This window comes from Methylomonas sp. MgM2 (assembly GCF_054172045.1).
In genome coordinates this window covers 16,922-35,947 of sequence record NZ_JBSYXO010000041.1, presented here as the reverse complement: position 1 = coordinate 35,947, position 19,026 = coordinate 16,922, and the positions used below count along the sequence as shown (strand labels likewise).

The 19,026-nt window shown below is 51.9% G+C and carries 22 protein-coding genes; 11 read left to right on the top strand and 11 right to left on the bottom strand.

All coding sequences use genetic code 11. The features are described from left to right. Nucleotides 1-77 precede the first annotated feature (77 nt). On the top strand, nucleotides 78-1,097 hold the full coding sequence (locus ACW73I_RS20290; protein ID WP_458031319.1) for an AAA family ATPase: 1,020 nt from the start codon (nucleotides 78-80) through the stop codon (nucleotides 1,095-1,097). Nucleotides 1,098-1,137: 40 nt separating this feature from the next. Here the strand turns inward: ACW73I_RS20290 and ACW73I_RS20285 are convergent, their stop codons facing one another. Continuing rightward, a complete protein-coding gene (locus ACW73I_RS20285) occupies nucleotides 1,138-1,362 on the bottom strand; it encodes a hypothetical protein (protein WP_458031318.1) in 225 nt (74 codons plus the stop codon). Between the two features lie 692 nt (nucleotides 1,363-2,054). On the opposite strand from ACW73I_RS20285, the gene ACW73I_RS20280 reads away from it, so the two are divergent. The 9 genes from ACW73I_RS20280 to ACW73I_RS20240 all read left to right on the top strand — a co-directional run bounded on the left by ACW73I_RS20280 (nucleotide 2,055) and on the right by ACW73I_RS20240 (nucleotide 8,467). Next, complete coding sequence (locus tag ACW73I_RS20280; protein ID WP_458031317.1) at nucleotides 2,055-2,681, top strand: MxaP protein; 627 nt, start codon at nucleotides 2,055-2,057, stop codon at nucleotides 2,679-2,681. A gap of 4 nt (nucleotides 2,682-2,685) precedes the next feature. Continuing rightward, on the top strand, nucleotides 2,686-3,522 hold the full coding sequence (locus tag ACW73I_RS20275) for a DUF58 domain-containing protein (protein ID WP_458031316.1): 837 nt from the start codon (nucleotides 2,686-2,688) through the stop codon (nucleotides 3,520-3,522). A gap of 134 nt (nucleotides 3,523-3,656) precedes the next feature. Further along, the gene (locus ACW73I_RS20270) at nucleotides 3,657-4,541 is read left to right on the top strand and encodes a nonribosomal peptide synthetase MxaA (RefSeq protein ID WP_458031315.1); all 885 of its coding nucleotides are present in this window, start codon (nucleotides 3,657-3,659) and stop codon (nucleotides 4,539-4,541) included. Further along, nucleotides 4,538-5,572 carry a vWA domain-containing protein gene (locus ACW73I_RS20265; protein WP_458031314.1) on the top strand — a complete coding sequence of 345 codons (1,035 nt, stop codon included), beginning with the start codon at nucleotides 4,538-4,540 and terminating at the stop codon, nucleotides 5,570-5,572. Before ACW73I_RS20270 ends, ACW73I_RS20265 begins: the two co-directional genes overlap by 4 nt. Beyond that, entirely contained in the window at nucleotides 5,569-6,129 is a 561-nt protein-coding gene (locus ACW73I_RS20260) for an MxaK protein (RefSeq protein ID WP_458031313.1), read from the top strand. The genes ACW73I_RS20265 and ACW73I_RS20260 overlap by 4 nt, the downstream gene beginning before the upstream one ends. Before the next feature lie 78 nt (nucleotides 6,130-6,207). Further along, nucleotides 6,208-7,140 carry a vWA domain-containing protein gene (locus ACW73I_RS20255; RefSeq protein WP_458031312.1) on the top strand — a complete coding sequence of 311 codons (933 nt, stop codon included), beginning with the start codon at nucleotides 6,208-6,210 and terminating at the stop codon, nucleotides 7,138-7,140. Nucleotides 7,141-7,522: 382 nt separating this feature from the next. Then, complete coding sequence (locus ACW73I_RS20250; protein WP_458031321.1) at nucleotides 7,523-7,732, top strand: SRPBCC family protein; 210 nt, start codon at nucleotides 7,523-7,525, stop codon at nucleotides 7,730-7,732. Nucleotides 7,733-7,822: 90 nt separating this feature from the next. Next, a complete protein-coding gene (locus tag ACW73I_RS20245) occupies nucleotides 7,823-7,954 on the top strand; it encodes a hypothetical protein (RefSeq protein WP_458031311.1) in 132 nt (43 codons plus the stop codon). A 54-nt stretch (nucleotides 7,955-8,008) separates the two neighbouring features. Then, nucleotides 8,009-8,467, top strand: a complete 459-nt coding sequence (locus ACW73I_RS20240; RefSeq protein WP_458031310.1) for a YiiD C-terminal domain-containing protein — start codon at nucleotides 8,009-8,011, stop codon at nucleotides 8,465-8,467. A gap of 334 nt (nucleotides 8,468-8,801) precedes the next feature. Here the strand turns inward: ACW73I_RS20240 and ACW73I_RS20235 are convergent, their stop codons facing one another. Further along, complete coding sequence (locus ACW73I_RS20235; protein WP_458031309.1) at nucleotides 8,802-9,566, bottom strand: PEP-CTERM/exosortase system-associated acyltransferase; 765 nt, start codon at nucleotides 9,564-9,566, stop codon at nucleotides 8,802-8,804. Nucleotides 9,567-9,904: 338 nt separating this feature from the next. On the opposite strand from ACW73I_RS20235, the gene ACW73I_RS20230 reads away from it, so the two are divergent. Then, a complete protein-coding gene (locus tag ACW73I_RS20230) occupies nucleotides 9,905-10,759 on the top strand; it encodes a transglycosylase SLT domain-containing protein (RefSeq protein WP_458031308.1) in 855 nt (284 codons plus the stop codon). A 218-nt stretch (nucleotides 10,760-10,977) separates the two neighbouring features. Here the strand turns inward: ACW73I_RS20230 and corA are convergent, their stop codons facing one another. From corA to nifM, 9 genes are all read right to left on the bottom strand, one after another. Further along, complete coding sequence (gene corA, locus ACW73I_RS20225) at nucleotides 10,978-12,252, bottom strand: magnesium/cobalt transporter CorA (protein ID WP_458031307.1); 1,275 nt, start codon at nucleotides 12,250-12,252, stop codon at nucleotides 10,978-10,980. A 108-nt stretch (nucleotides 12,253-12,360) separates the two neighbouring features. Next, a complete protein-coding gene (phoU, locus tag ACW73I_RS20220) occupies nucleotides 12,361-13,086 on the bottom strand; it encodes a phosphate signaling complex protein PhoU (RefSeq protein WP_458031306.1) in 726 nt (241 codons plus the stop codon). Between the two features lie 110 nt (nucleotides 13,087-13,196). Continuing rightward, a complete protein-coding gene (locus tag ACW73I_RS20215; RefSeq protein ID WP_458031305.1) occupies nucleotides 13,197-14,597 on the bottom strand; it encodes a mannose-1-phosphate guanylyltransferase/mannose-6-phosphate isomerase in 1,401 nt (466 codons plus the stop codon). Nucleotides 14,598-14,759: 162 nt separating this feature from the next. Next, complete coding sequence (locus tag ACW73I_RS20210; RefSeq protein WP_458031304.1) at nucleotides 14,760-15,191, bottom strand: SoxR reducing system RseC family protein; 432 nt, start codon at nucleotides 15,189-15,191, stop codon at nucleotides 14,760-14,762. Beyond that, on the bottom strand, nucleotides 15,188-15,598 hold the full coding sequence (locus tag ACW73I_RS20205; RefSeq protein ID WP_458031303.1) for a Rieske (2Fe-2S) protein: 411 nt from the start codon (nucleotides 15,596-15,598) through the stop codon (nucleotides 15,188-15,190). Before ACW73I_RS20205 ends, ACW73I_RS20210 begins: the two co-directional genes overlap by 4 nt. Then, on the bottom strand, nucleotides 15,598-16,131 hold the full coding sequence (locus ACW73I_RS20200; RefSeq protein WP_458031302.1) for a flavodoxin: 534 nt from the start codon (nucleotides 16,129-16,131) through the stop codon (nucleotides 15,598-15,600). The genes ACW73I_RS20205 and ACW73I_RS20200 overlap by 1 nt, the downstream gene beginning before the upstream one ends. 23 nt (nucleotides 16,132-16,154) lie before the next feature. Further along, complete coding sequence (gene grxD, locus ACW73I_RS20195; RefSeq protein WP_458031301.1) at nucleotides 16,155-16,772, bottom strand: Grx4 family monothiol glutaredoxin; 618 nt, start codon at nucleotides 16,770-16,772, stop codon at nucleotides 16,155-16,157. Nucleotides 16,773-16,822: 50 nt separating this feature from the next. Next, the gene (gene clpX / locus ACW73I_RS20190) at nucleotides 16,823-18,115 is read right to left on the bottom strand and encodes an ATP-dependent Clp protease ATP-binding subunit ClpX (RefSeq protein ID WP_458031320.1); all 1,293 of its coding nucleotides are present in this window, start codon (nucleotides 18,113-18,115) and stop codon (nucleotides 16,823-16,825) included. A gap of 51 nt (nucleotides 18,116-18,166) precedes the next feature. Next, nucleotides 18,167-19,024: a nitrogen fixation protein NifM gene (gene nifM, locus ACW73I_RS20185; protein WP_458031300.1), complete on the bottom strand. Its 858-nt coding sequence runs from the start codon at nucleotides 19,022-19,024 to the stop codon at nucleotides 18,167-18,169. Between the last annotated feature and the right edge of the window lie 2 nt (nucleotides 19,025-19,026).

The window sequence follows — 19,026 nt, the reverse complement described above, 5'->3', positions numbered from 1 at the left end:
CCTGCGGCAAACGCCACCCCTTGAGATAAGAACCATTTCACTCCGGCAAAGCAATGCGTCGGAGTTTTTTTACGACTATGAATTCAGAGCATCAACTCAGCGACTGGCGCGACAAGGCGCTGCATTTCGAACGGCAAGTCAATCGAACCGTGATCGGCCAGCAAGCGGTCGTCCGCCATCTGTTGTTGGCGGTGTTCGCCCGCGGTCATGTATTGCTGGAAGGCCAGGTCGGCGTCGGCAAGACCACCTTGCTGCGGGCCGTGGCGCAAGGCCTGGGCGGATATTACCAGCGCATCGAAGGCACCATCGATTTAATGCCGTCCGATTTGATCTATTACACCTATCTGAACAGCGAAGGCCGCCCGTGCGTCGATCCGGGGCCTTTATTGAGGCAAGGCGAAAAGCTGTCGATTTTTTTCTTCAACGAAATCAACCGGGCCCGGCCGCAGGTGCATTCGTTGTTGCTCAGAGTCATGGCCGAACGCAGCGTCAGCGCCTTCAACTGCGAATACCAGATGCCGCACGTGCAGGTGTTCGCCGACCGTAACCGGGTCGAGCGCGAGGAAACCTTCGAATTGCCGGCCGCGGCCCGCGACCGTTTCATGATGGAAATCGGCATGGACGCGCCAACGGACGATACGGTGCTGGACGCCTTGATGTTCGACCCCAAATTTCACGACGTCGACACGCTGGTGGCCGGCATAGACAAGGACATCGTGCCCTACTACCAACTGAACGAGTTCGCGGCGCTGCTGCAACGCTGCATCAAGACCACGCCGACTCTGCACCAATATGTGCTGGATTTATGGAAGGCCGCCAGCCGTCCGGGTGCTTACGGCATTCGCTTGAGCGACGTCGACATGGAACAGTTATTACAGGCCGGTCCCAGCCCGCGGGGCATGAGTTTTTTGCTGCGCGCCGCCAAAGTCAGAGCCTGGCTGGAAGGCCGCGACATGCTGCTGCCGGAGGACATGCAGGCGGTATTCAACGTGACGATGGCGCACAGGATATTTTTGCATCCGGTTTACGGCTATAGGAAGGAGGAGTTGATGCCGGAATTGGTGAAGGGGATTTTGGAGGGGATAGCGGCGCCGTGATTTGGTGTCGCTGCGCGACGGGTTGTTTTTGAAGTCGGTTTCACGAAACACATCCTTGTGTTTCGCCCGTTGGGTGCTTCGCATGCAAATCGGCAATCCTGCCGATTTGTCGGACCGGCAGCCGCGATACTTTTCTTTGCCCCGCCAAAGAAAAGTATCCAAAAGAAAGGCGGCCCCATGCCGCGTTGATCCTGCGCGCCGTGACTTTTGTCAGGGGTTTTTCGCAGGGGCTTCCCAGCCCCTGCGAAAAACGTGCGGCATCCATGCCGCACCCCTTCGGGCAGTTCCTGACAAAAGCCCCGGTGCTCGGCGCGGCATCAGGGGATTAACTTGCCCGAATCGCAAAGATTTTTAGTTGCAGAGCACGAACTACGTATTTTGTTTTAAACGGAAAGGTACGCGGTGCGTACCCTACTTTTTCTTTGATCCTGCGCTCCGAGGTGTTTGAACGGGGTCGGGCTGATCCGTTCAAACACCTCGGTGCTCGGCGCGGAATGAGGGGATTAACCCCATCCGGTGATCAGATGGTTTTTCTCGTTTTTTTTCTCGTTCCCAAACTCCAGTTTGGGGATGCAATCTTGGAAGCTGTTGCTTTCTATGTTCAGAAAGCTAGAGCTTTCAAGTATCCAGTAAACAAGCTGGAGCTTGGTTACAAGTTGGGAAACGAGCGGTAGGAGTGGAAGGGTTTTCATCCCCTTATGCCGCGCCGAGCACCGAGACGTTTGGCAGGATTAGCCCGAAGGGGTGCGGCAAGGATGCCGCACGTTGTTTGCAGGGGCTGGGATGCCCCTTCAAACAACCCCTGGCAAACGTTTCGGAGCGCAGGATCAGAGCGGCATGGGGTGCCGTTTTCTTTGGGTACTTTCTTTTGGGCAAGCAAAAGAAAGTATCTCGGCTGTCGGGCCGAGACCCGACTTATAAATAACCGTCGCAATAGCGACACAAATTATAAGAGCAATGAACATCAAAGAACTAACCAAACAAGTTATCCCCAAATCCGGCCCAGGCCACTACACCGAAACCTACATCACCTGGGCCGGGGTCGGCCTGATCGGCGCCTTCGTCGCCGCGACGCTCGACTCGCAGGCCGAACTGGCCTACGCCGCCTATTACACCAACGCCGTCAACGATGCGGTCGGTTATAACTTCTGGATCTTGCTGGCGGTGATCGGCCTGTTGCTGTTCAGCCTCAGTTTGCCGGTGATCTATGTCTCATTGCACGTGCCGCAAGCCAAATGGCTTGCCGATCAATTGCGCAGGCTCAGTTACACCTTTTTCCTGGTGGCCTTCGACGAGGGCGGCCTGATGATAGGCATATTGATTGCCAACTGGTTGCATACCAGCGACAAGATGGCGCTGCTGGCGGATAAGTCGTTTTTATTCAGCGACGTTGGGCTGTTGCCGATATTGGCATTGGCTTTCGTCAATTCCTTTCTGTGGCTGCTGGGCGAATCCATCTACAACCGCGACGACAAAAGCTACTCCGGCCTGGTCAGTCTGTTGATGTCGGCTCCGCTGAAATTCTTGGCGCCCGGCTATCTGAGCGTCGCCGCGATCATGTTGTATCTGGTCGTCAGGCAATAAGCCGATGCGATCCATAACCTCCTTTCATTACCGGCTGGCGCATCCCGGCTACAGCTTATTTCCCGGCGCGCATCCTGGGCAGATGGTCGGCAGCGGGCAGTTGTTCAAGCGCCACGAACCGCTGCTGGCCAGCCCCGATCCGCGCCGTATCGACCTGCGCGCCAGCCTGCTCGACCCTTTCGGCGATTACCGGGTGCGGGTGTTTCAGCAGCACAGCAAACTGGCAATGTATGCCGTCGCCGATTTATCGGCGTCGATGGCCGGCAAGATGCCGGCAGTGGCCGATTTCGTGTTGTCGGCCGCGCAATCAGCTTTGGAAACCGGCGACAGCTTCGGCTTCATCGGTTGCGGGCCGAATTTGGAACGGCGCTGGTTGTTGCCGGCGGGCCAATCGATGCAAGCCGTACGGGAAATGACCCAAAGGATGCGAGCTTTCCGAGCCCAAGGCCGCGCCGATAGCCTGTCTCAAATCTCGCCGCTGTTGCCGGCCCGCCGCTCGTTGCTGTTTTTGCTGTCCGACTGGCATTTTCCGCTGATAACCATCAAGCGGATTTTGCAGCCCTTGACGCCGCATGCCGTGGTTCCGTTGGTGGTGTGGGGCGAAGCCGAATATACCGGGCTGCCGGAATGGGGTTTGCTGCGCTTCAAGGATGCCGAAAACGGCTGCGGCAAAACCCTGTTGATGCGTCCGGAACTCAAGCGGCGCATCGTGCAGGCTTTCGAGCAGCGTAAACGCCTGCTGCGGCAAACCTTTCGCGGCTACGGCATGGAACCCTTGTTTTTCAGCGGCGCCTATCGCGCCGACTTGATGACCCGCTATTTTCAGCAGCACGCCTTATGAAGCTAACGATCTTGAAACCTCCGGTATCGCCCGGACCCGTGAAAGCCATGGCGAGTGGGAGCGACACTTTGTCGCGACGAAGGCGTCGCTCCCACCAATGGACTGACTTTTACAGGAAAACATGTGTTTTCGGCGTGACTAGTCGTTTGTCGCTGTTATTGCTGTGCTCGTTGACCGCCGGCTGTTCATCGTTGTTGCCGCCGCCGATCAGCCATTTCGAACTGCAAACCCCGAGGCCGTTCGGCTACCTGATAGGCGATGAAATCCACCACCGCGTCGTGCTGCAAACCCGTAAAGACTTGGTCCTGAACCCGAACAGCGTGCCCGGCAAGGGCGAATTGAACCGCTGGTTGAATCTGACCGATGCCGACATCGACCAAGATCAAGGACGAATCGTCATCGATCTGACTTACCAGGTGTTCTACGCGCCCAACGAAGTCAAGATGTTGAGCATTCCGGGCTTTAGCCTGCAATTCACCCAGGCGGGCAAGCCCGTCGAACAAGCCGTGCCGGCTTGGCCTTTCACGCTATCGCCGATCAAGGAACTGGCGGTCAGAAAGGATGAATCCGGTCGGCAATATATGCGTCCCGACGCCTTGCCGGCTTCACTGTCCAGCCAAAGCCAGTGGCTGGGATTTTATGCCGCGCTGGGCATGGCGTTGCTGGCCGGCGCCTATTTGGCTTATTGGTACGGACTTTTTCCAAGCTGGCCGAAACGGCGCATCTTCAAACTGGCATTGAGCCAGATTGGCCGCTTATCGCAAAACGAAGCAGCACAGGGTTTGGCCGTGATGCACCATGCCTTCAACCAGATCAACGGCCAACCGCTGTTCGAACATAAACTGGCCGCGTTCTACCAAAATCATCCGGAATACCGCAATGCCGCCGAATCCATCGCCTGGTTTTTCGACGCGTCCAACCGGATATTGTTTGGCGGACAGGACATCAGCGGCGCAGACTGGAGCAAACTGAAAGCACTGTGCCGTTTGTGCCGGGAAATCGAGTGCGGTAGACGATGAACAGCTTGGCTTTCGAAACGCCCTGGGCCTTGGCCGGCTTGTTGCTGATGGCGCTTCCGTTGCTGCGTAGCGGCATGCAAGCGACTGCCTACCCTTGGCTGGAAATACTGCCGGCCGATCCGTTGTCGCAGGCCGTCGCGCTGATCATCCGGATGTTATATATGGCCGCGATCGCCGCGCTGGTGCTGGGTTTGTCCGGCGTTTACATGAAAGAACAAAAAGTCGAACGCATAGGCCGCGGCGCCCATATCGTGCTGTTGCTGGATAGAAGCAGCAGCATGGACAACACCTTCGCCGGCAGAGCGCCGAGTGGCAGTGACGACGGCAGGGATGCCGGAGCTAGGGCAACGCAGGGAGCAGTTGCCGAAGAGTCGAAGGCCGACGCGGCCAGACGCTTGCTGAGCGAATTCGTCGACCAACGCCCGCACGATTTGATCGGCGTCGCCGCCTACAGCACGTCGCCGCTGTTCGTGATGCCGTTGACGGAAAACCGCGACGCCGTTCACGCCGCGATTGACGCCAGCGCGACGCCGGCCTTGGCTTACACCAACATCAGCAAGGGCTTGAGCATGGCTTTGTCGTTTTTCGAAGACCAACCGGTGCAGGGTTCCCGGATTCTGTTATTGGTATCGGACGGCGCGGCGGTGATCGACCCGGACAGCGAGCAAGCCTTAAGGGTGGTGTTCAAACAGCAGCAGATCAGGCTGTATTGGCTGTTCTTACGTACCGAGAACAGTCCCGGCATTTTCGCCGAACCGGACGATCCGCGCGACAACAATGCCCAGGCTATGCCGGAGCTTTATCTGCACCGGTTTTTCTCCAGCCTGGACATCCCGTATCAGGCTTACGAAGCCGAAAACCCAAACGCGATGCAAAAAGCCGTCGCCGACATCAACCGCTTGGAACAATTGCCGCTGCATTACCAGGCATCGATTCCGAAACAGGACTTGTCCGGCCCCTGTTATGCCTGGGCCGCGCTGCTGATAGCGCTGCTGCTGGCCGTGAAATTCTGCGAGGCGAAAACCACATGAGAGCATTGAGACATCAAACGATTTGGGCGATCTTCCTGGGCAGTCTGCTGCTGGCGGCGCTGCAGCTAACAGCCGTCTACCGGATACACCGACAAAACCAATGGCTGGCCGAATTGCGGGCAGGGCAAGACGTTGCCGTCGACAAGGTCATGACGGCCGCGCCGGAACTGCGGCTGGCGCGGGCGATTTATTTGAAGCAAAAACAGCGCTACGACGAAGCCTTGGAAACCTTAGGCCTGATCGTCGAGCAAGGCGGCAACGCCTTACAAGTGCAAAGCCGTTACAACCTGGGCAATCTGTATTTGACGCTAGCCATGGCCGAGGTCGATGCCGGCCGCATCAACCAAGCCATGCCGCTGTTGACGCTGGCCAAGCAGGCCTACCGGCAGGCGCTTAAATTGGATAGCGGCTTCTGGGATGCCAAGTACAACCTGGAATTGGCGATGAAGCTGTTACCGGAGTTCGACCGCATCAGTCCGGGCGAGCCCGACGACGATGCCGCCAAACCCTCTCAGCTGTGGACCACGGTGCCGGGGTTTCCGCGTGGATTACCGTAGGGTACGCAGCGCGTACCTTCACCCGGTATTACCTGATTGCTCGCCTAACAAGGTAAGCGATGCGTACCCTACATTATTATGAATATTCGCTCGTTATTAAAAGACTACCGCCTCTACAGCCTGAGCCTGGCCCTTTTGGCCATGGCCGCGCTGTTCGCCTTTCCGATCCGGCTGCAAAGCGGCGAGACTTACCATCTGACCTTCATCGTCGACATCACCCGCAGCATGAACGCCGAGGATTACCGCATCGGCGAGCAAGCGGTCAGCCGGCTGGCGTTCGTCAAACACAGCCTGCGCGAATCGATAGGCCGCCTGCCTTGCGGCTCCAAGGTCGGGCTCGGCGTGTTCACCGAGCGCCGCTCGGCGCTACTCTACCAGCCGATAGAAGTCTGCTCTGGCTATGCCGAGCTGGATCAGAGCATCGCCGCTCTGGATTGGCGCATGGCCTGGGCGGCGGACAGCCGCATCGCGGGCGGTTTGTTGAATGCGATGCAACTCTTGAAAGACCGGGACAGCGCGCTGGTTTTCATCAGCGACGGCCAGGAAGCTCCGCCTATCAACCCGCGCTATCGCACCGATTTTTCCGAGATCAAAGGCAAATTGAAGGGCCTGATCGTTGGCGCCGGCGGCTTGCAGGACGTGCCGATTCCGAAATTCGATCACAAAGGCCGGCGCATCGGCGTCTTTGGACCGGACGACGTGCCGCACCGTTCCAGCTTCGGCATATCGGATTTGAATCCCGAACAGATCGAGGGATACAACGCCCGCAACGCGCCGTTCGGCAAATACGCCGCCACCGGCAACGAACACCAAACGGCTTTGCGGGAAAGTTATCTGCAACAGTTGGCGGCGGAAACCGGATTGACTTACCGGCGCCTACAAAATGCTGAATCCTTGAGCGTCGCCGTCAAAATGCCCGATTATGCGGCACGGACCGAAATCAAATCCGATATTCGCCATTATTTTGCGCTGGTAGCGCTATTGCTGTTGTTGGGTCTATTTATTGTGTAAGGATTCGCTTAAGCACACCGCCTTTTTCTACTTGTCGGATTATCCTTCCTATCCAATACCGTTTTTTGTTTAAATAAACGAATTGTTTGATGTGGATAATTTGCAATGATGCCGTGAAGTTTCCGCAACTGCGCTTATTCATGCCCTGCTATGGCTTGCGAAAGGCACTGACTTCGCATTTGGCCGTTTTTTTCGCCGTTTTCCGGTCTTCCATGCGCGACTCCTCGCTGGAATGCCGCTAGCGGTAAGATTCCAGTAGAATTCTGCCGGCGCGATCTTTGGTAGCTTGAAGAGATTCTCGAATAGACTAGCACCTAATGGGTTTTTATTATTCGCTAGACCAGCCGCAGCGGCGTGTTTTAGACTTTGAACAGCGAATGACATATGTTTACACATTACCCGCACTGAAATAGAAGCCTCCGCTGGCAGGGTGTGGGCGGTGTTGTCGGATTTGGCGTCATATCCCCAATGGAACCCCTTGATTAGGTCTGCGGCCGGCACGCTTCGGCCGGGAGCGGCTTCAGATTGTCGTACAGCCCGGTGGTGGCAAGGCCATGCGGTTCTCGCCTGTCGTCCTTACAGTTCAACCTAGGCGGGAGATTCGTTGGCTAGGCCGTTTTTGGTTTCCCGGCCTGTTTGATGTTTTGTCATCGAGCCGCTCGGCGAGAGCAAAGTCCGCTTTATGCAAAACGAACGATTTGGCGGGATTTTGGTCGGAATGATGCGCCGAAGCCTGGATCGAGGCACAAAACGCGGTTTTGAAGACATGAACCGGGCGTTGAAGGCGCAGACCGAAGACACTCAAGCGCCTTGACGAATGCTTGTCAGGGGCGTAGGGCCGACAGGCTGACGCCTGGTGTTTGATAACATGAAAGGAGAAAAATTGTCGCTAACTGAACTTGAACAATACCTTCACAAGCACATTCCTCTGTCGAAAGCGATGGGTGTAGCCGTCGTGTCGGCGGATGTGGAAGCTGTCGTCTTGCAGGCCCCGCTGGCGCCGAATATTAATCATCGGGAAACCGTATTTGGCGGGAGCGCGTCCGCACTAGCGATTCTCGCGGCGTGGTCCTTGCTGCATACGCGATTGCGGAGAAAGGGAATTGAAGCCCGCTTGGTAATCCAGCGTAATACCATGGAGTACGGCAAGCCTATATTCGGCGAATTTACGGCAAGGGCATCGCTGGAACAGGAAGATGATTGGCTAAAGTTTACGCGGATGTTGGAACGAAAAGGAAAGGCCAGAGTGACTGTTCTATCGGAGCTGGAGTACGCGGGACAAGTCGTAGGAATGCTCAGTGGCGAATTTGTGGCGTTGAGAACGTAAAGAACAGCTTGAGAGGCTGCGATAGAATCGCCGGCCAAAGTATCCCGGCTGAAGTTGGTTAAAGATCTTAAATTGACGGCGCGGCTTGCCCGGAAAGCGCTCCCGTCACCAGCCAAGCTATCGGTAAACCGGAAGATAAGGGTTTGGAAAACGACGAGCAATAAATAACCCGGCCATGCCCGCGAGCAGCTTATACTGGCTTGCTGCAATCAGTCAAAAAATACGGCACTACCTACGGCAGGGATTTCGCTTGGTTCTTCCGGAATGACTGTTTAAAGGCTTGGAGCCACCTCTTTACCTCTTTCTTCGAGCATTTAAGCGTCTTGACTCTTTTCTATGCGCGTTTAAACAACCGTATTTGTTGATCGCTTGACGATGTTTTCCGTAGTGCGGAATAAAAGGAATAGTGTTGCTTGTAATCGTTGAGCCATAGAGGGTTGGGTAGAATATCGCTTATGCCGATTTGATATGGAATTCGTCGTCCTCTATGTTCGCAAGGAGTACCAATCTGTGTCAATTCGAAGCCTTCCCTACGAATAAATCCCGCTAAAGCGGGGGCTGCGATAAAATACCAGTAATCGAGGCTGTTTTCGGCACAATATACGGTAGCAGCGCGAAATATGCCCCAGATAATACTACGAGTTTGATTCTTGTAGCTGTAAATAGATTTGATTTTGTCGCTTTTTATGTTTACTTCATGATCGGGCAAGCCGTAAGGCGCCAGAAGTCTGGAAGGGAAACGTCTGGCTTCTTTTATGACGCATAATCTAGACATTTCCACTGAAACCTTACGTTCTGTTGTTTTGATTTCGTGATAGGGTTGAACGGACTTTTCAAAAGGGAATAGACCGTTATTGCTCGGAACCAGACGCAGGCCCCCAACCCATTGACCCGATGCACGATGCCTGACTATAAAATGAACCGCATCATCATCCCATTCGTCGAATTCCATGCCGTCCGGGAATAGGTCTTTGTTTTCAAAGCCCATTTCATCACAGTACACGTGATATCTGAGTTTGAAATGGATTTGCTTGCTTTCGAGAGTATCAGCCAAAAACACCTCGAAGTTACTATCAAAAGACTCTTTTTGCTGGTTCAAAGTAAATCTCCTTTATCGTGAGTTTATAACTAAGAGGAACGTAAAAACAAAAATACTGGTGGCCATTGTAGTAGGTATTCGGGAAAATGAATTAGCCAGATACCTTAAAATTTGATTAAATTTGTATATGAGGCTAGGGTGTAACCGGCCGCTCGATAAAACGCTGCATATCGTCAATTTGGTTTTTTGACACTCGATTGATCATGTATCGATATCGGCCTGACCTTTCGGGTAATGTTTTTAGAATTTTAATTAGGTTTCAATCTTCCTCCGCTAATCGGCTGGTTTTGGATAAGCGAGGCTATTCTTTTCTCGACTAAAGAGCATACGAAGTCATTATGATTCTAAGAAATCGCATATTGGTAAACTTGGTTTTATGTTTTTTTGTTCAAGCTGTCTGGGCGACAGAAGGCGTTAGTATTGACTCGCCCGAAAACCTGCGGCAATTAGCCATTAACTACGAGCATGGGCGCGCAGGTATTAAACAAAATTATCAAAGAGCATTCGAGTTGTATTGTCAAGCCGTTTTAAAGGGCGACGTGGAATCAACTTACAATATCGGCTTTATGTATTTCAACGGCCGAGGCATGAAGCGCGACTTGAGAGTGGCAATACGCTGGTTTAAGCGCGCCGCCGCCGGAGGCGATAGACATGCTCAAATGATGGTCAATCGATATGCCGATGTCGCAGACGTTGAAGATGAATCCTGCAAGCCTCATAAGCCTGTAGTGAGCTTAATAACGAATGCAAATCCGGATAGGGAACTTGTGAAAAATTGGGTGGATCAAATCGCCCCTTTTTATGGCATTGATCCTGAGTTGGTAATGGCGGTAATTAAGGCTGAATCCGCCTTTAATATTAAAGCCTTATCTAACAAAAACGCACAAGGATTGATGCAGCTTATTCCGGAGACGGCGGAACGCTTTGGCGTCAGCAATGTATGGGATCCGATTCAAAACATCAAAGGCGGTACCGCATATTTACATTGGTTGCTGCGGCATTTCGACGGAAAACTTGATTGGGTGTTAGCGGCGTACAATGCCGGCGAAGGTACGGTAGAGCGCTATCATGGGGTTCCGCCTTATCAAGAAACTCAAGAATACGTAAAACGGATTTTGGCTTGGTATCCCAAATCTCATCATCCCATCCCTGATGAAGTGTCAGGAAAATTGACCATACAGCAAAAAAGTTAAGAATAGGCAACTGATCGTTAGGTAATCCCCCTATTTTTAGTCGAACTCAAGCGGATTGCGCCAGTTTTTGTCTAGGTGAAATACCGCCACCGAATGCCATGTTGAACCGATCATGATTGCGTACCCCTAACCCAATTTGGCGAAAACCTGGACCGAAGTGAGGCGCTCATATTGGCATAGGGCCGCTTGTTAGCCCATGTAAACGCAATCCGGCACATTCATCGCAACCAACCTTTTCGCTTAAAATACAGATAAGGCAACAAGACGGAAAACGCCATCAGCGACAAAGCGAACGGATAACCCAGCATCCATTGTAGCTCGGGAATATGCTCGAAGTTCATACCATATATGCTGGCGATCAAGGTCGGCGGCAGCATGGCAACCGATGCTACTGAGAAAATCTTGATAACTTTGTTCTGGTTGATATTAATAAAACCGACAGTGGCATCCATCAAAAAGTTGATCTTGTCGAACAAAAATGCCGTATGACTATTCAAGGACTCGATGTCGCGCAAAATCTGTTGAGCATCTTCCAACTGAATGGGTGAGAGCAATTTACGCCGAATCAAAAAAGATACGGCTCGCTGGGTATCTAGTACATTCCGGCGGATGCGGCCGTTGAGGTCTTCTTCTTCCGCAATTTCCGCCAAAATCCGCTCGGCATCTTCGTCACTGACATTTTGACTCAGTACTTTTTTGCTGACGGCTTCAAGCTCCATATAAACATCTTCTAGAGCGTCGGCGGAATATTCGGCCTCAGCGCCGAACAGATCCAACAGCATATCCTTACTGTCGGTGACCAAACCTGCTTGAGTTCTAGCTCTCAATCGCTGCAAGCGGAACACAGGCAATTCTTCATTACGCACCGAAAACAAAATATCGCCGCGCAACACAAAAGCGACCGGTACGCTGCGCGATTGTCCTTCCTTATCCAATAAAAAATCCGAATGGATGTGTATTTCGTCCTGTTCGACATAAAAGCGCGCACTTGCCTCAAGGTCCGTCAATTCCTCCGGGTCCGGCAAATCCAAACCGTAATGTTGTCCAATCTGCAGGCGCTGCGCCTTGCTCGGTGCCAACAAATCGACCCAAATCGGCTTAGTCGCAAACAGATCGTGCCTACAGGTGATAGCAACTTTGGACAAACGCCCGTCCACTAATTCAAAAGCGCTCATTTGTCCCTCGCCGCAATGCGGCTCGCGCTCGCCTACCAGTTGTTCCCTTAACGAGTCGGAAATCTCCCACAAAACCTCATCCTGACGAAATTCGTCTATCTGCCCCCAAACCAAGCGCGCATCCTCCGGACTTAACGCCGATAATATTTCTCCAATTTCAGTGGCAGTCAATCGCAGCAAAAGCGCATGCAACTCTGCCAAATGCTGCTTTTGCACCAAAGCGACAACGAGGTTACGGCGGGGAAATTGCTGATGTTGCACCATGCTTTCGACTAGCCGATGCTTTTTCAACAATTCATTGACTGTATGTAGCGACAATATGGACTCCGGAAAATCAGGTACAAATGGCTGGCACCATGATAACCGACTTTATTCGCTTCTTAGGGATGAAGATAGGTGATTGCTACAATTTAAAATGTAAGCGGGTCATACCATGTCGGCATTTAACGGCGTACTGTGGTGACGCACATCAACACCTTCCAACATAAAAATGATGTATTCAGCTATGTTTCGGCTGTGCCCGCCGCAAGATTCCAAGGTTTTTAACATTTGCATGATATCCATGGCTCGTCTAATTAAACGGATATCTTTCAACACTAAACTCAATTGGTGCCTGATACCTTCTTGCAGTTCGGAGTCGCACTCCTGGTCGCACCGCAACAACATATAGGCTTGAGCCGCGTCGGCCTTTTCAAAAGCCAACAGCAATTTGGTTAACATCTCTTTGACGAGCCCCCCGACTCTTACAATATCTTCCAATAATTGCGGATTGGGATCGCTGGTTTTCGGATCGAACAAAACGCCGACCAGTTTAGCGAAACCGGCCACTTCGTCTCCGATTTTTTCCAGTTCATAGGCAATTTTAGAAATGGAAATCAACGAACGCAAATCGTTCGCAACCGGAGAATTGCGCGCCAATGCTTGAATCACGGCGGTATCAATTCGAGCTTCGTAATGGTTAACCTTTTTATCGCGTTCCACTACTCGTAACGCCAGCGCCATATCTGCTTCGTCCAAGGCCAGCAAGGCTTGCTCCAATTGATACATCACCAGGCTCGCCATCTCGATAACATTAGAATGCAACTGGCAGAGTTCGGCATCAAACGCTTGTTTGGTATGAGGGGTAAAATTATTTCCGGATTGTACCGACATTAATGCTCTCTTTTTATTTGTGCATTGCCTTGGAGTTTAATGACGTAATATGACAAACTGATGACAGCCGTAATGCGAAAAGCCTGTTTCGTTCGAACAATCTTATGGAATCAAACCCGCCCGTAATTATCCTGAAAACGCACGATATCGTCCTCGCCCAAATAACTGCCGGATTGAACTTCGACCATCTCCAATGGAATCACGCCCGGATTTTCCAGACTATGTACGGCGCCGACCGGAATATAGATCGATTCGTTCTCGGTAATCATGACATCTTCTCCGTCCCTATGCACACATGCAGTACCTTTCACCACAACCCAGTGCTCCGCCCTATGATGATGTTTCTGCAATGAGAGTTTCGCGCCCGGTTTAACGACAATCCGCTTGGTATGATGGCGCTCGCCGGCATCGACTAAGTCGTAATGTCCCCATGGCCGATAGACCTTGCGGTGTACATTGGCTTCATCGCGTTTGAGTGCTTTCAACTGATCGACAACGGCTTTAACATCCTGTACTCGATCCTTAGACGCAACCATCACCGCATCGTCGGTATCCACAATGACCAAATCGGCGACGCCGACCACCGCTACCAGTTTACTGCTGGAATGAATATACGAATTGACCGTATCGATGACCAGAACATCCCCTTTAATGGCATTACCGACTTCATCCTTTTTGGTAACATCCCACAAGGCCGACCAAGAACCAACATCGTTCCATCCTGCATCCAGCGGAATAACGGCCGCTTTGTCGGTTTTTTCCATTACCGCATAATCGATAGAGTCGGATGGACAGGCAGAAAAAATGGCCTTATCGAGGCGCGTAAAATCCAGATCGGTATTCGCAGCCGCCAGGGCTTGCCGGCATGACAACAGCATTTCCGGGTTGAACTTTTCCAGTTCGCGCAAAAAACAACCCGCTTTAAACGCAAACATGCCGCTATTCCAAAAATAATCACCACTTTCCAGATAAGCTTGTGCCGTGTCCGCATCCGGCTTTTCAACGAACGCGGCGACCTTAAAGCCATCACCTGTAGCGGTGTCGCTTGCTTTGATGTAACCGTAACCGGTTTCCGGCGCAGACGCTACGACGCCGAAAGTCACTAAGAAATCCTGCTGAGCCAAGCATTCCGCCTTTGAAATAGCGGCATGAAAGGCCGCCGTATCGTCAATCACGTGATCGGCGGGCAATATTAGCAGCACATCGTCTTCGGAAGACGCGCTTAGCGCGGCCATCGCTACCGCAGGGGCGGTATTCTTGCCGACCGGCTCCAATATGATTGCAGAGGGTTTTACGCCTATTTCCCATAACTGTTCCGCCATCATAAAACGATGATCTTCGTTACACACCGCAATAGGCGGTTGTAAATCCGGCACGCCGTTCAATCTAAGTACGGTTTCCTGAATCATGGTCCTGCCCGACACTAACGGCAGAAACTGTTTGGGATATTGTCCGCGCGATAACGGCCATAACCGGGTACCGGAACCTCCTGAAAGTATCACGGGTATCATCTGTCGCCTTCCTTCTGTTAATTCAATTGAGTGAAAAACGAAACATATAGGAAAACAAAGCCGATGTCACTTGCCGGCGGCACAAGTCGTCTAATTTCGATGAAATTGATTTAAAGACAAGAATTCGACGCGGATTTTCGCTGAAAAATAACGAGCGAAAAATCACGCCAAACCGATAATTTGCAGCCTAAAGCAGAAATTTAACAAAAGAATGCCCTGAAAGCGGTGGATCAGCCAAAAGGTAAACAATAAGATCGACAAGGCAATTTCAGGCATCCAGGCCTCGCTAACGGCAACAGGCAAAAAAGAACTCGCCAGTCCGACCCCTATCAAGGTAGTCAACAAAGGCAACATATACATGAGCAATGAGCCGAGCAACAGGTGCGAATCGTCTATGCCCACTTTAACCTGATCACCCACTTTTAATGTCCGATCGCAATCGACGGCGAATTCGCGTTTAGGCAACCATTTAGCCAGTGATGCGGTACCGCAGGTACTCTGTTGCATACAACTTCCACACGCACTGTTTTGCACCGCTCTTATCCAGATTTGACCGTTATCGATCTTGGTAACGACCGCGGTTTCTTCTATCATGCTTTATTCTCACGCGGCGCATAATCGTGGCGACAAAAAGCTAATATTTTTACGTCTTTCCGTTTAAACACAATCATACCCTCCCTTTCTTCGACACGAATTGCCTGCAATGCTTGCCCTTCACAAACCGAACTCCGGCAAACGCCTGTTTCCGGCTCAAAGACGAAGCCATGCATAGAGCAGCGCAACCAGCGCCGCCCGGCATCAAAAATGGTATCGTCGAGGCAATTTAGCGGCTTTTGCATATGCATACACCGGTTGATATAGGCGTAGACCTGGCTACCGTACCTAAAAACGAATACATTGCTTTGCCTCGCCCTAGATGATGTACTGTTCAGCAGTACATCAACCGTCAAGAACCCGCCGTGGGCTAAATTTCCGACCGGTAAACCGGCCTCATTTGTCATCAAGCCCAGCAAGACTCGATTTGCTTTAACCAGTCTTGCAGGCGCATTTCGCTGAGCTCGCTCTGATTATCTTCATCCAGCACCAAGCCGACGAACTCGTCGCCCATCGCTGCCTTAGACTTGTTATAAGTGTAGCCATCGGTGCTGGTAAAGCCGACGAAATTGGCGCCGCAATCGGCAAACGCATCGTATAATATTCCCATCGCATCGACGAAATTGTCCGGATAGCCTTCCTGATCCCCCAACCCGTACAAAGCGATGGTTTTACCGGAAAAGTCCGCTCCTTCCAGATTGGGCATAAACTCCTCCCAGCTTTCGGCCGATGTGCCGGCGGTCAATCCGGGTAGTTCGCCGTCGCCATAAGTCGGCGTGCCTATAATCAGCACGTCGTAAGCCAACAAATCATCGACAGTGGCATTACTGATATTTACGGGTTTATCGGCTATCGCTTCACCCAGCCGTTTATTGATGGTTTTGGCCACTTTACGCGATTTGCCGGTATCGGTTCCGAAAAAAATACCTACTTTTGCCATGTTTATTACTCCTTGTTGAAAGATTAAAGCTGAATCTGTAGCAAGCCGGGTTGCGTCTCGGATTGCTGCGCCTGCCATTGTTCGGGGGTAAAGGTTTTTAGAGTGACGGCATGCAAGCGGCCGCTGGCTAGAGGTTCGTTCAGCGTCGCCATCACCCCCTGATGCTGTTTAACCATGGTCAGACCGGCAAATCGCTCGCTGACCACTCTTATGCTCAGGTCGCAACCCTGCCCTTCAATCGCTATTTGCGCACCGGGGAAATCCTTTACGATTAAAGCCTCTACTTCAGAATGGGTAATCACGTTAGCCGTCTCGCCGGTCTCATCCGCCTTTACCGCATCTTGCAGTAACGGTAACAAACTGCCATCGTTATTCATGGACTCGACGATATCGGCGCCACCGATCAGTTCGCCTTTGATAAACAGTTGCGGAAACGTGGGCCACTTCGATATAGACGGTAGACGGTCACGGATAAACGGCGCTTGCAACACGTTAACGTAGGCGAATGGGACTTTGGCGGCATTCAGGATCTCCACTGCCTTTGCCGAAAACCCGCATTCCGGCGCGGTAGGCACACCCTTCATATAAATAATGACGGGGTTATCCGCAAGTTGTTTTAAGATCGTCTCTTTAGTACTCATAATTTATTTCCACTCAATATAAATATCGGTATTGCCGCTTTGACTCATCCTCATTCGCCGGCCGATAAACGTTGCAAACCGGATTCCGAAGCCGATTCCCGCTCCACAATCCGGATCTCGGCCTCTCCTTTAATGACGTCCGCATTTACAATGCAGCGTTCCACAGTTCCTCTAGACGGTACATCAAACATGGTCTTACGCAATACATGCTCCATGATGCTGCGCAGACCTCTCGCACCGGTATCGCGGGCGATGGCCTTCTCGGCAATCTCCACCAAGGCATCGTGAGTAATTTCCAGCTCGACGTTGTCGTAGGCGAATAACTGCTGATACTGTTTCACGAGGGCATTCTTCGGTTCGGTCAATACTTGAATCAATGCATCGACATCCAGAGGCTCCAATGGCGCCAGCACCGGGAAACGGCCGATAAATTCCGGAATCAAGCCGAAGCGTTTCAGATCATCCGGCTGAGTAGCATTTAACAATGCTTCCAACGACGGTTTCTGGTTGGGATCGTTCATTTCGGCGTGAAAGCCGATCGCGGTTTTAGGCGGTAACAGGCGTTTTTCCACGTGCTTCTCCAGGCCGGGAAATGCACCGCCCGAGATGAATAAGATATTGCTGGTATCGATAACGGTGGTGTCGCCACCGTCTTTCCGCCGTCCTTTTGCATTCACTTTGACATGCGAGCCTTCGACCAGCCTCAACAAGGCCTGCTGAACACCCTCGCCGGAAACGTCACGGGTACCGAAGGCTTGTTCCGGGCTGCGCGCGATTTTGTCCACTTCGTCGATATAGACTATGCCCCATTCAGCCTTGCTGATATTGCCGTCGGCCACGTCCAACAGCCGCACCAGAATATTCTCGACATCATCGCCGACATACCCGGCTTGGGTCAGAGTCGTCGCATCCGCCACGGTAAAGGGCACGCCTACAATCTTCGCCAAGGTGCTGGCCAACAGGGTTTTTCCCGTTCCCGACGGCCCGATCAACAATATATTGGATTTACCGATTTCCACATTGGTATCGGCGTCGCCCAAGCCGCCCGTTTTGACGCTCTCATGCTTCAAGCGCTTGTAATGATTGTAGACGGCAACCGACAAAATCTCTTTGGCCAAATCCTGACCAATCACGTATTGATCAAGCAAGGCCTTGATTTCCGCAGGCTTCGGCAAATCACCCTGCATCTCAGTCAGTTCCTTTTTTTTGCCCCAGCTCGACACCACCTGGCTAGCCAACATAACGCAGGCTTCACAGATAAAACCTTCGGTTCCTGCGATCATCGGCACGGAAGCGGAAGCTTCGATGCCGCAAAAAGAGCAATGTTTAGATTCTTTCGCCATCATATTCACCATTGGGTAGAGGTGGTATCAAAATGGTACGAAGTACGCACCCTATGAGTTTACTGCCGGCAAACTTGCCAACCAAGTTCTTTGGCAATTTCGCCGATAACGTTCCTGCATCAGCTGTTTGATCTTCGGCGTCGCTTTTTTTAACGACAAGGTCTCGGCCGAGATAATCTTAGTGCATTGGATTAGATGAAAACCAATTTCGGTTTCAACTATCGCACTGACTTCATTTTCCTTCAGTGCGAACAGCGCTTTGTCAAGTTCGGGATATAGCTTTCCTGCCACGACGGTGCCCAAATCGCCGCCTTGGAAAGCGGTTGGACACTCGGAATTTTTCAAAGCTAGATTGGCGAATTTGTGCGGCTTGCGCATTAGCGTTTCAGCGATCGCTTCGATCCGTGATCGCGCATTCTCGCGGGTATTTTCCGGATAATCCGGATTGATGCTGATCAATATGTGACGCGCAACGCGTTGCTCCGGTACTCTAAATTTATCCGGATGCGAGTGGTAAAAAATCCCCACCTCCACTTCGCTGACCTTAGGCGCCCTCGCCGCAACACGTTCCAGTATGGCATTGACTTTACATTGCCTGAAAAGTGCGGCTTTCAAGCTGTCTTCGGTTAAGTGATTCGCTACCAAAGCATCCGAAAAGGCTTCTTCGTCATCGAAGCGACCGCGAACCTCGGCAAATGCATGTTCCATCTCTTGTTCCGAGATGATCACAGTTACGGCTTCCGGAGAATTAAGCACCCTAGTCTCGATTTCATATTCGTTTTTAGCCTGACGTTGCACTTGGCTTAACTGCTGGTTTTCCAATTCGGTCGGCGGTTTTTTATATAAACTTAATGAGGCCCGCAATAAAGTGTATGGTTCAACAACAACCCCATCCGACTTCTGGCTCATGG